This is a genomic window from Streptomyces sp. NPDC093064, from assembly GCF_044754605.1.
Lineage (GTDB): Bacteria > Actinomycetota > Actinomycetes > Streptomycetales > Streptomycetaceae > Streptomyces.
Genome location: NZ_JBIVPK010000024.1, coordinates 93,088 through 104,238, shown reverse-complemented (window position 1 = coordinate 104,238; position 11,151 = coordinate 93,088). Strand labels below are relative to the sequence as shown.

Here is an 11,151-nt window from a genome sequence, read left to right as displayed (position 1 = left end):
GTGACCCAGATACTCCAGTACGTTGTGGACACATTGAGTCTCGGCAGCCTCTACGCCCTGTACTCGTTGGGTATTGCCGTTGTCTTCGGCATCGCCAGGCTCATCAATTTTGCGCACGGCGAACTCATCATGATCGCCGGCTTCACCTTGCTGCTGCTCGACGGCTGGCCTCTGCCTCTCCGGCTGGCCGCGGCCTGTGTGGCCGCGTTGATCGCAGCCGTCCTGATGGAGCGGCTGGCGTTTCGGCCCGTCCGAGGTGCCAAGGACGACACGTTGCTGATCACGTCGTTCGCGGTGAGCTTCTTCTTGCAGAACCTGTTCATCGTCATGTTCGGGGCGCTGCCCCAGGGCACCCTGCTACTCCCCTCTCTCGGTTCCTCGTTCAACGTCTTCGGGGTCTCCATCGGCAAGCTCGACGCCGCCACGATCATGGTCACCTTCCTCAGCCTCGCGGCTTTGACCCTGTTCCTGACGCGGTCGTCGCTGGGGATCCAGATGCGTGCGTCGGCCGAGAACTTCCGGATGGCCCGGTGCCTGGGTGTTCCCGCCAACCGGGTCATCGCCACCGCGTTCGCGATCAGTGGTCTGCTGGCTGCGTTCGGCGCGGTCATGATGGTCACCCGCACCGGTCTGACTTCGCCGGTCATGGGTGTGACACCCGTGTTCGCGGCCTTCGTCGCGAACATCATCGGTGGTCTCGGGCGCTTGAGCGGGGCTGTGCTCGGCTCCTACCTCCTGGCCAGCCTGACGGTCGCCTTCCAGGCCCTCCTGCCGGTAGGCCCCCGTTCCTACCGCGACGCATTCGTGTTCGGCGCCCTGCTTCTCGTGCTGGTCGCACGGCCGAACGGACTGTTGCGGGCAGTCGCGACGGAGCAGCGAGTCTAAGGAGCGCACATGAGCAATCTGACCACTGTCAAGCGGCAGCCGCTTGTCCCACTCACGACGTTGGTGGCACTGTGCGCCATCGTGACCATTGCCGTCTACGGCTCGGTCGCCCTGGGTAACGACTCGCTCAATCGAGCAGTTGCGCTCGGTATGGTGAGTCTGATCGCCGTAGTCGGTCTGCACGTCTTCATCGGGAACTCAGGCGTTGCCTCGTTCGGGCACGCCGCGTTCCTCGCCATCGGGGCGTATGTGACGGCGGCCGTCAGGGTTCCGACGGCCACCAAACAGGCGATGCTTCCGGACCTGCCGGGCCCCCAGACGACACCGTTTCTGGCCGTCCTGCTGGGTGGACTCGCGGCAGCGGTCGTCGCGTTCACCGTGGGCCTGGTGCTGATGCGACTCAACGGCCTCGCGGCAGGTCTGTCCACCTTCGCCCTGCTCTCGATCGTGTACGTCATCGCGTCGAACACTCGCAAGGTCACCGGTGGCGTCAGCGGCGTCTTCGGCGTCCCGCAGACAAGCAACTCGCTCACGGTCCTGCCCTGGGTTCTGTTCTCCATCCTGGTGGCCTGGGCATTCGCCCAGACCCGGTTGTGCCTGCGGTTGAGGGCTTCCAGAGAGGACGAGGTCGCCGCCCGGTCGATCGGCATCGATGTGCTCTGGGAAAGGCTGGGCGCTTTCACCCTGAGCGCCTTCCTCACCGGGATCTCCGGCTCGCTGATGGCCATGTACCTGGGGTCGTTCAACCCGGACGCGTTCTACCTCTCGATCACGCTGATCATGCTGGCCATGCTCGTCGTCGGTGGCGTGACATCCCTGTCGGGCGCCGTCCTCGGAGCGATCTTCGTCTCCGCGCTCCGCGAGTTGCTTCGCATGGTCGAACGCGGCGTCGCAGTCGGAGGGGTGACGATCCCGCGGTTCGAGGGGCTGCAGCAGCTCGGCACCGCCGTGGTTCTTCTCCTGGTGCTCCTGCTGAGACCGCGAGGCCTGACCGAAGGACGGGAGATCCTGCACATGGGTACGAGTTCCCTCTGGCGTCCGGTCCGAGGCCTTGTCCGGCGCCGCGACGAGGCAGCGAGCCGGCATGTCGACGAGACCAGGAGCAACAGCGACGCGGAGGCAAAGGCATGAACGCCACGGTTCGCACGGAAGCGGTCAGCGTGCACTTCGCCGGAGTCAAGGCGCTCCAGGACGTCGACCTCGAGCTCGCCCAGGGCGAAATCCTGGGCCTGATCGGGCCCAACGGGGCCGGGAAGACCACGTTGGTCAACGTGCTCTCCGGCTACCAGAATCCCACCACTGGGCGGGTCTGGCTCAACAGCACCGACCTCACACGCCGCCGGCCCGCACGCCGCGCCAAGGAAGGCCTGGTCAGGACCTTCCAGAACGTGCGGCTCTTTCCTGAACTGTCCGTTCTGGACAACATCCTGCTCGGGGCTCTCGGCACCGGACGGAGGACGGCCGAGGGACTGCGCCTGGCCACATCTCTCCTCGAGTCCGCTCATCTGACGAACTGGGCGCGCACGGAGGCCCGCGCCCTGCCCTACGGCGCGGCGAGGCGGCTCGGCATCGCCCGGGCCCTTGCGACACGACCGCGGTTCGTCCTCCTCGACGAGCCGGCCGCCGGCCTCAATGACAGCGAGAGCGCGGACCTCGTCGAGATCCTCAGGATGATGCCTGCGGAATTCGGAGTGGGGCTTCTTCTGATCGAGCACGACATGCATGTCGTCATGTCCGTCAGCCAGCGAATCCACGTGCTCGACTTCGGCAAGACCCTTGCTGTGGGCACCCCCGAAGAGATCAAGCTCAACCCCGAGGTACAGCGTGCGTACTTCGGACGCCCCGTGGAGGTGCCACATGCTCAGGGTGAATGACCTGACGGTCCGATACGGCGCGGTCACCGCTGTCGACCGCGTGTCGCTCGAGGTTCCCGAGGGCAAGGTCATCGCCCTCGTCGGAGTCAACGGCGCTGGCAAGTCATCGACGCTGGCAGCGATTTCCGGTCTGGTGAAGGCGGAGAGCGGCAGCGTTGAACTCGACGGGGAACAGCTGCTGCGGCTGTCGCCCGAGACCGTCGTACGCAGAGGGATCGCGCTGGTTCCCGAGGGTCGCGAGATCTTCGCGAGCCTTACGGTCGAGGAGAACCTCCATCTGGGCACATTGGGCCGCGGCGACCGTCGCAGCGCCAAGGAAGCCACCGAGGAGGTACTCGAGCAGTTCCCGGTGCTCCGGAAATACCTCAAGTCCTCGGCGGGGAAGCTCTCCGGAGGCGAACAGCAGCAACTCGCCATCGCGCGGGCCCTGCTGTCCAACCCCCGCGTGCTGCTCCTCGACGAGCCGTCGCTCGGTCTCGCTCCCCAAGTGGTCGACCTGGTCTTCGATGTCATCGACGGGCTTCGTGACCGTGGCGTGACCGTGCTGCTCGTGGAACAGAACGCGACGCGAGCCATCGAACTCGCCGACTTCACCTACGTGCTCAGGCTCGGCAAGATCGCCGACCAGGGCAGCCGGGACGCGATCCTGAGCCGGACCGACCTGATCTCGCTTTACCTGGGAGGCTGAATGAACGCGGTAGTGGTGAGGAACGCCCGTTTCGTCAACGAGCCGGGTCAGCACGACATCGAAATCGAGGCAGGCCGCATCCGTCGCGTCACGCCGGCAGGGGAGGGGGGCGGCGCCACTGATGAACTCGACGCACAGGGCGGTTTGGTGACGCCGTCCTTCGTCGACGCGCACTTCCATCCGGACAAGGCCCTGACGTTCCCTCGGGTGGGGCCCATGGGGCAGGATTTCCCGGTCGACTCCCTCGCCGTCGGCGCACGCATAAAGGCAGCCTTCACGGTCGACGACGTCACCGATCGGGCCAGACGGGGCATAGAGGCGGCCGTCACGAACGGGGTCGGAGCGATCCGAGCACAGGTGGACGTCGACTCCGCCATCGGACTGGCGGGCCTCCAGGGCATCCTCAAGGTCAAGGAGGAGCTCCACGACGTGGTCGACCTCCAGATCGTCGCCTTCCCCCAAGAGGGAGTCGTCCGCGATCCTGGTGCTCTTGACCTGCTGCGAGAGGCGCTCACCATGGGGGCGGACGTCCTGGGAGGCGGTCCCGACAACGAGGGCGACCCGACCCTCCACCGTGCCCATCTTGACCAGTTGTTCGAGCTGGCGGCGGAGTTCGACGTCGACCTCGACCTGCACGCCGACATGGACGAGGACCCCAGCAGGCGCGCGCTGGAGCTGATCGCGGAGCGAACACTCGCCCATGGCCGGCAAGGCCGAGTGAACGCCGTGCACTGCTGTGCGCTCGCGGCGTACCCGGACGACCTCGCCCACCGTGTCATCGACCAGGTCGCGCAAGCGGGCATTCAGATCTGCATCTGCCCGATCGGCAATCTTCAGCTCGTCGGGGGAGACGTCACGCCGCGCGGGAGAGGAAGCTCGCGTCCCAAGGAGCTGCTGGCCGCCGGCGTGAATGTGGCGGCCGGAACCGACAACCTGCACGACATGTGGTTCCGCTTCGGGAACCTCGACCCCGTGGAGACGAGCCGGATCACGTGCCTGGCCGCTGGTCTGCGCACCGACCAGGAAGTGCTCGACGGCTTCGCCATGGTGACCGGCCGAGCGGCGGCCTACATGGGCCTCGGCGGCTACGGCATCGCTCCGGGCCATGACGCGGATCTCGTGATGTTCAGTGCAGACAACCTCAGCGACGTCATGCGAGGCGCCCCCGGTAAGCGCACCACCCTCAAGAGAGGCCGGGTAGTCGCCCACCGGGAGACCACCGCCAGGATGGTCCGCAGTTGAGGCCAACGGGCAAGCAGCAGTTGGTTAGCCTGGCGCACACGTGAATTCATCGGACGTCGCACACAGAGGAGAGGTTGACCATGCAGAGGGCTTCGCGGATGTCACTCGTCGACATTGTGGTCAACGAACTCCATGCGGAGATCAAGTCGGGTCGCTGGAAGGTCGGCGACCGGATCCCGCCGGAGTCGGAGCTGGTCAACCTGCTGGGCGTGAGCCGTGTGTCCGTTCGTGCGGGTGTGCAGTCACTGGTGCATGCCGGCCTCCTGGCTACCCGCCAAGGAGACGGGACCTTCGTCGTTGCCACCGACGTGACCGACGTGGCGCTGCGCCGGCGGTTGGAGAAGGCCAGGCAGGAGCACGTTCTGCAGGTGCGGTACGCGCTCGATGTCGCTGCCGCTCGGCTCGCGGCGCTCAACCGTACCGAGCGCGATCTGCGCGGCATGACGGCCGACCTCGAGGCGCGTGTAGCAGCCTTCGCCACGCGCGATGTCGAGGCATTCGTCGCCGCTGATGTCGCCTTTCATCTGAAGGTGGCCGTGGCAACACACAACCCGGTCCTTTCGGACCTCTACGGCAGCCTGGTCGGCTCGTTGGCCGAAGCCATGCGTCGAGGCTCATGCCTCGAGACGGAGGAAGCCGCGGACGGCGAGGTGCTTCACGAGGAACTGTTCAAAGCGATCCGCGATCGAGAGGTCGACAAGGCCGTTGACACCGCGTTCGGCCTCGTCGATGCCAGCATTTGGGAGGTCGAGACCGCGAGCGAGCACGGGCGCCAGAAACAGGACAGCTGACCTCGGCCTGCGGCACGCGCTGCGGGCCGTGTGGCCGACGGGACATCGGCCCACGGGCCCGGCGCGCGCCCTGCTCGCGCTGACGCGCAGGAGCCCGGCGCCCGGACTCAGCCCCCCGACGCCGCGCGCACCAGCGCGGCCATCACCCGTACGTCCTCGCCCATCTCCGGGTGCCACTGCACGCCCAGCACGAAACGGTCGCCGGGCAGTTCCACCGCCTCCACCGTGCCGTCCGTCGCATGGGCCGAGGTGCGCAGACCCTCGCCCAGGCGGGCCACCGCCTGGTGGTGGTACGTCGGGACGTACGTCTCCTCCGGGACCACGGCCGCGTACCGCGTGCCCGCCACCGGGGTCACCGGGTGCGAGCCGAAGACGCCGACGTCCTCGGTGTGGCCGTCGATGTGCTGGACGAGGGTGCCGCCGAGCGCGACGTTCAGCAGCTGCATGCCGCGGCAGATGCCGAGCAGCGGTGTGCTGGAGTCCAACGCCGCCCGGATCAGGGCGAGTTCCCACGTGTCACGCTCCCGCGAGGGCGGCCCGGTGCGCGGTTCGCGCTCGGCGCCGTAGCGCTCCGGTTCGACGTCCGGGCCGCCCGCGACGACCAGCCCGTCGAGACGGGCGACCACCGACGCCGCGTGGGACGGATCGTCCGGCGGCAGCATGGCCGCGAGCCCGCCCGCGGCCTGCACCAGCCGCGGGTAGACGGCGGGCAGCAGCGCCGCGGGCAGCTCCCAGACCCCCCAGGACGCCCGGGATTCCAGATAGGTGCTGACGCCGATGAGCGGCTTGCCCACTGTGTGCTCCTTCATGGTCCTCAGTCGCGTTCCAACGCGGCTTCCGCCGCGGCGAGCGCCACAAGGCGCCCCATGGAACGGATTCATACCTTTGTGCCGACGGTGGCGAGAAATCAAGACCCGTGCGGTGACGTCGCCGCGAATCGCCCGCTCACGTCAGGAAGCCGCGCAGCAACGCGGCCGTGCCCGCGCAGTGCTCGCGCATCATCTCCCGCGCGCCGTCGACGTCCCCGTCCAGCACGGCCTCGACCAGGGCGATGTGCTGGCGTTGTGAGTGCTCCAGGTTCCGCACCAGCAGCGGGATGCAGTCCAGCAGGTCGTTCACCGTCGCGCGCACAGCCGCGTACTGCGCGGTCAGCGTCGGCGATCCGGACAGCTCAGCGAGTGTGAGGTGCAGCAGCGTGTCGAGCCGGCGGTACTCGGTGAGCGGCGCGTCGTGCGTGCGGGCGAGCGCGTCCCGCAGCCGCTCCGCCTGCTCGTCGGTGAGCCCGTGTGCCGCGCACAGCCCGGCCGCGCCCACTTCCAGCACCTCCCGGAACCGCAGGACGTCCTCGACGTCCACCTCCTCGATACGGCGGCGCAGCTCGTCCTCGCCGGGAGCGGCCGCCTTCGGCAGGACGAACGTTCCGCCGTAGCGGCCGCGCCGCGACTCCACCAGACCCTGGTCCTGGAGGACCTTCAGCACCTCGCGCAGCGTCACCCGGCTGATGCCGAGCCGGTCCGCCAGCTCCCGCTCCGACGGCAGTCGCTCGCCGCCGGGCACCAGGCCCAGCCGTACGACCTGGAGTACCTGTTCAAGAGCCTCCTCGAAACCGTTCCCCGCCCGCACCGGCCGCAGCACCGAAGTCAGCGGGTCGTCCGTGAAGGCACTCTCGCCCGCGTCCGTCTGCGACATCTGGCCGCACCCCTTCCCAAGCAATGGTTCTCGGCAATACCTTATAGGCCTCGGCTGACCGAAGGAGGCTTTCCCGTGGCAGACCGCACACCCCCGCTCAGCGTCGAGGAGCTTCGTGCCCTCGTCGCGAGCGGCGAGATTGATACTGTTGTCCTCGCCTTCCCCGATATGCAAGGGCGGCTCCAGGGCAAGCGGTTCGCCGCACGCTTCTTCCTCGACGAAGTCCTCCGGCACGGTTCGGAGTGCTGCAACTACCTCCTCGCCGTCGACGCGGAGATGAACACCGTCGAAGGCTACGAGATGTCCTCCTGGGACCGCGGCTACGGCGACTTCGCCATGCTCCCCGACCTGGCCACCCTGCGCCGGGTGCCCTGGAACCAGGCCACCGCGATGCTGATGGCCGACCTCGCCTGGGAGGACCGATCACCGGTCGTGGCCGCGCCCCGCCAGATCCTGCGCCGCCAGCTCGAACGGCTCGCCGAGCTCGGCTACACGGCCAACGTCGGCACGGAGCTCGAGTTCATCGTCTTCAAGGACTCGTACGAACAGGCCTGGGACGCCGGCTACCAGGGCCTCACCCCGGTCAATCAGTACAACGTCGACTACTCGGTCCTCGGCACCGGCCGCATCGAGCCGCTGCTGCGCCGCATCTGCAACGAGATGAGCGCGGCGGGCCTGACCGTCGAATCCGCGAAGGGCGAGTGCAATCCCGGGCAGCACGAGATCGTGTTCCGCTACGACGAAGCCCTGGTCACCTGCGACCAGCACACCGTCTACAAGACCGGGGCCAAGGAGATCGCCGCACAGGAGGGCTACGCCCTCACCTTCATGGCGAAGTACAACGAGCGCGAGGGAAACTCCTGCCACATCCACCTCTCCCTCGCCGACGCGGACGGCAACAGCCTCATGGCCGGGGACGGACCAGGCGGCATGTCCCCGGTGATGCGGCACTTCCTCGCCGGGCAACTGGCCGCACTGCGGGACTTCTCCCTCCTCTACGCCCCCAACATCAACTCCTACAAGCGCTTCCAGCCCGGCTCCTTCGCGCCGACCGCCGTCGCCTGGGGATACGACAACCGCACCTGCGCGCTGCGCGTAGTCGGCCATGGCCGTTCGCTGCGCTTCGAGAACCGGCTGCCCGGCGGCGACGTCAACCCGCATCTCGCGGTCGCCGGCCTGATCGCCGCCGGTCTCCACGGTATCGAGCAGCGGCTGGAGCTGCCCGACGAATGTCCGGGCAACGCTTACACCGCCCACTACGAACACGTCCCCACCACCCTGCGCGAGGCCGCCGAGCTCTGGGAGAACAGCCCGATCGCCAAGGCCGCCTTCGGTGACGAAGTGGTCGCGCACTACCGCAACATGGCCCGCGTCGAACTCGACGCCTTCGACGCCGCGGTCACCGACTGGGAACTCCGCCGCTCCTTCGAACGCATGTGAGGCCCTTCTTGTCGTACGAGCACGAGTACCACGAGGAAATGGACACGTACGTGCACGAGCACCAGGTACTGAACCCGGCGACGGAAGAAGTCATCGCGACCGTCCCCGCCGCCACTCCCGAGGACGTCGACGCGGCCGTCGCCCGCGCGGCTGCGGCCCAGACCCGCTGGGCCGCCCTCGCGCCCGCCGACCGGGCCAGGCTGCTGCGCCGCTTCGCCACCACCGTCGACGAACACCTCGAAGAACTCGCGCAGTTGGAGGTGCGAGAGGCCGGGCACGTCATCGGCAACGCGCGCTGGGAGGCGGGCAACGCCCGCGACCTGCTCGACTTCGCCGCCGGGGGAGTGGAACGCCTGTCCGGCCGGCAGATCCCCGTCCCCGGCGGACTCGACATCACGATCCTCGAACCCCTCGGGGTCGTCGGTGTCATCGCGCCGTGGAACTTCCCGATGCCGATCGCCGCGTGGGGGACCGCACCCGCGCTCGCGGCCGGCAACGCCGTCCTCCTCAAGCCCGCGGAGACGACCCCGCTGACCGCCCTTCGGCTCGCCGAACTCGCCCTGGAGTCAGGCTTTCCGGAACACCTCTTCCAGGTGCTGCCCGGCGCGGGCGACGTGGCGGGCAACGCACTCGTCGAGCACCCCGGCGTGGCCAAGATCGTGTTCACCGGATCCACCCGGGTGGGCAAAGCGATCATGGCCAAGTGCGCCGCTCGCGTGAAGCGCGTGACCCTCGAACTCGGCGGCAAGAGCCCCAACATCGTCTTCGCCGACGCCGACATCGAGGCCGCCGCCGCTGCCGCGCCCATGTCGTTCCTCGACAACGCGGGGCAGGACTGCTGCGCCCGCACCCGCATCCTCGTCCAGCGCTCCGTCTACGACCGCTTCCTGGACCTGCTCACGCCCGGCATCGATTCCGTCGTCGTCGGCGACCCGAACGACGAGCGCACCCAGATGGGCCCGCTGATCTCGAAGGTTCAGCTGGAGCGCGTACGGTCGTATGTCACCGACGACCTGAAGGCGATCCGCGGCAGCGCGCCGGAAGGGCCCGGCTTCTGGTTCCCGCCGACCGTCGTCACCGACGTCGACCCGGCCGCGCGCATCGCCGCCGACGAGGTCTTCGGCCCGGTCGCCGTCGTCCTGCCCTTCGAGGACGAGGCCGACGCGGTACGGCTCGCCAACGCGACCGAGTACGGCCTGTCCGGGTCGATCTGGACACGGGACGTGGGCCGTGCGCTGCGCGTGTCCGGCGCCGTCGCGGCCGGGAACCTCTCCGTCAACTCCCACTCCAGCGTTCGCTACTGGACCCCGTTCGGCGGCTACAAGCAGTCGGGGCTCGGCCGCGAACTGGGTCCGGACGCGCTCGCCGCTTTCACCGAGACCAAGAACGTCTTCATCAGCAACGTTTCCACCAGCACGAACAGCACGGAGGGCTGAGCACTCATGACCGACACCAGCAACGTCTGCCGCCGCCTCGTCGGCCGTACCGCCGTCATCACCGGCGCAGGCAGCGGCATCGGCCTCGCCACCGCGCGCCGGCTCGCCTCCGAGGGCGCGAACGTCGTCTGCGGCGACATCGCCGACACCGCGGGCAAGGCCGCCGCCGAGGAGGTCGGGGGCACCTTCGTGAAGGTGGACGTGACCGACGCCGAGCAGGTCGAGGCGCTGTTCAAGGCCGCGTTCGACACCTACGGCTCCGTCGACATCGCCTTCAACAACGCGGGCATCTCGCCGCCGGACGACGACTCGATCCTGGAGACCGGCCTGGACGCCTGGAGGCGGGTCCAAGAGGTCAACCTGACCTCGGTGTACCTGTGCTGCAAGGCCGCCATCCCCTATATGCAGCGTCAGGGCCGCGGTTCCATCATCAACACCGCGTCGTTCGTGGCCATCATGGGCGCCGCCACCTCACAGATCTCCTACACCGCGTCCAAGGGCGGCGTGCTCGCCATGTCGCGCGAGCTGGGGGTGCAGTTCGCCCGCGAGGGTATCCGGGTGAACGCGCTCTGCCCTGGGCCCGTCAACACCCCGCTCCTCCAGGAGCTGTTCGCGAAGGACCCGGAGCGGGCGGCGCGACGCCTTGTGCACATCCCGGTCGGGCGGTTCGCGGAGGCCGACGAGATTGCGGCCGCGGTCGCGTTCCTCGCGAGCGACGACTCGTCCTTCGTCAACGCCACCGACTTCCTCGTCGACGGCGGGATCTCGGGCGCGTACGTCACGCCGCTGTAGTCCCCCTTCTCGCCACCACTCCGACAGCCGGGCGTCGCCAGGCGCCCCGGCCGTCGGTCATGAGTCACCAGAGCAGGGGTGCCGTCACCGGGGTGACCCCGGCCGGCGGCTCATGGGGTCCGCTCGTCCCGGGTGAAGAAGTTGATCACGTCGTCGAGTGTGGGGTTGTCAGGGCGCGAGATCGGCGGGTGTCGTGGGGGGGGGGGGCCCCCCCCCCCCCCCGCGCGGCCCCCCCCCCCCCCCCCCGCCGGGGGGGCGGGGGGGGGGGGCGGGGGGGGGGGGGCGGCGGGGGGCCCCCCCCCCCCCCAGAAAAA

The 11,151-nt window shown here is 68.6% G+C and carries 11 protein-coding genes; 9 read left to right on the top strand and 2 right to left on the bottom strand.

Annotated elements, in window-relative coordinates:
• From ACIQFZ_RS26165 to ACIQFZ_RS26140, 6 genes are all read left to right on the top strand, one after another.
• Positions 1 to 885: a branched-chain amino acid ABC transporter permease gene (locus ACIQFZ_RS26165; RefSeq protein ID WP_365425479.1), complete on the top strand. Its 885-nt coding sequence runs from the start codon at positions 1 to 3 to the stop codon at positions 883 to 885.
• A gap of 9 nt (positions 886 to 894) precedes the next feature.
• On the top strand, positions 895 to 2,016 hold the full coding sequence (locus ACIQFZ_RS26160) for a branched-chain amino acid ABC transporter permease (RefSeq protein ID WP_365425477.1): 1,122 nt from the start codon (positions 895 to 897) through the stop codon (positions 2,014 to 2,016).
• Entirely contained in the window at positions 2,013 to 2,759 is a 747-nt protein-coding gene (locus ACIQFZ_RS26155; protein WP_365775280.1) for an ABC transporter ATP-binding protein, read from the top strand. Before ACIQFZ_RS26160 ends, ACIQFZ_RS26155 begins: the two co-directional genes overlap by 4 nt.
• Complete coding sequence (locus ACIQFZ_RS26150) at positions 2,743 to 3,447, top strand: ABC transporter ATP-binding protein (RefSeq protein WP_365775281.1); 705 nt, start codon at positions 2,743 to 2,745, stop codon at positions 3,445 to 3,447. Before ACIQFZ_RS26155 ends, ACIQFZ_RS26150 begins: the two co-directional genes overlap by 17 nt.
• Positions 3,448 to 4,689: an amidohydrolase family protein gene (locus tag ACIQFZ_RS26145; RefSeq protein ID WP_402692278.1), complete on the top strand. Its 1,242-nt coding sequence runs from the start codon at positions 3,448 to 3,450 to the stop codon at positions 4,687 to 4,689.
• Between the two features lie 98 nt (positions 4,690 to 4,787).
• A complete protein-coding gene (locus tag ACIQFZ_RS26140) occupies positions 4,788 to 5,480 on the top strand; it encodes an FCD domain-containing protein (protein WP_365425469.1) in 693 nt (230 codons plus the stop codon).
• Between the two features lie 107 nt (positions 5,481 to 5,587).
• Here the strand turns inward: ACIQFZ_RS26140 and ACIQFZ_RS26135 are convergent, their stop codons facing one another.
• A complete protein-coding gene (locus tag ACIQFZ_RS26135) occupies positions 5,588 to 6,289 on the bottom strand; it encodes a gamma-glutamyl-gamma-aminobutyrate hydrolase family protein (protein ID WP_365425467.1) in 702 nt (233 codons plus the stop codon).
• A gap of 136 nt (positions 6,290 to 6,425) precedes the next feature.
• A complete protein-coding gene (locus ACIQFZ_RS26130; protein WP_383060836.1) occupies positions 6,426 to 7,169 on the bottom strand; it encodes a FadR/GntR family transcriptional regulator in 744 nt (247 codons plus the stop codon).
• A 75-nt stretch (positions 7,170 to 7,244) separates the two neighbouring features.
• Here ACIQFZ_RS26130 and ACIQFZ_RS26125 point away from each other — a divergent pair, with 75 nt between their 5' ends.
• Genes ACIQFZ_RS26125 through ACIQFZ_RS26115 form a run of 3 tightly spaced genes read left to right on the top strand, consistent with a single transcriptional unit; the run spans position 7,245 to position 10,837 of the window.
• On the top strand, positions 7,245 to 8,609 hold the full coding sequence (locus ACIQFZ_RS26125; protein ID WP_376652503.1) for a glutamine synthetase family protein: 1,365 nt from the start codon (positions 7,245 to 7,247) through the stop codon (positions 8,607 to 8,609).
• Between the two features lie 38 nt (positions 8,610 to 8,647).
• On the top strand, positions 8,648 to 10,045 hold the full coding sequence (locus ACIQFZ_RS26120) for an aldehyde dehydrogenase family protein (RefSeq protein ID WP_365425461.1): 1,398 nt from the start codon (positions 8,648 to 8,650) through the stop codon (positions 10,043 to 10,045).
• A gap of 6 nt (positions 10,046 to 10,051) precedes the next feature.
• A complete protein-coding gene (locus ACIQFZ_RS26115) occupies positions 10,052 to 10,837 on the top strand; it encodes a 3-oxoacyl-ACP reductase (RefSeq protein WP_365425459.1) in 786 nt (261 codons plus the stop codon).
• Positions 10,838 to 11,151 lie beyond the last annotated feature (314 nt).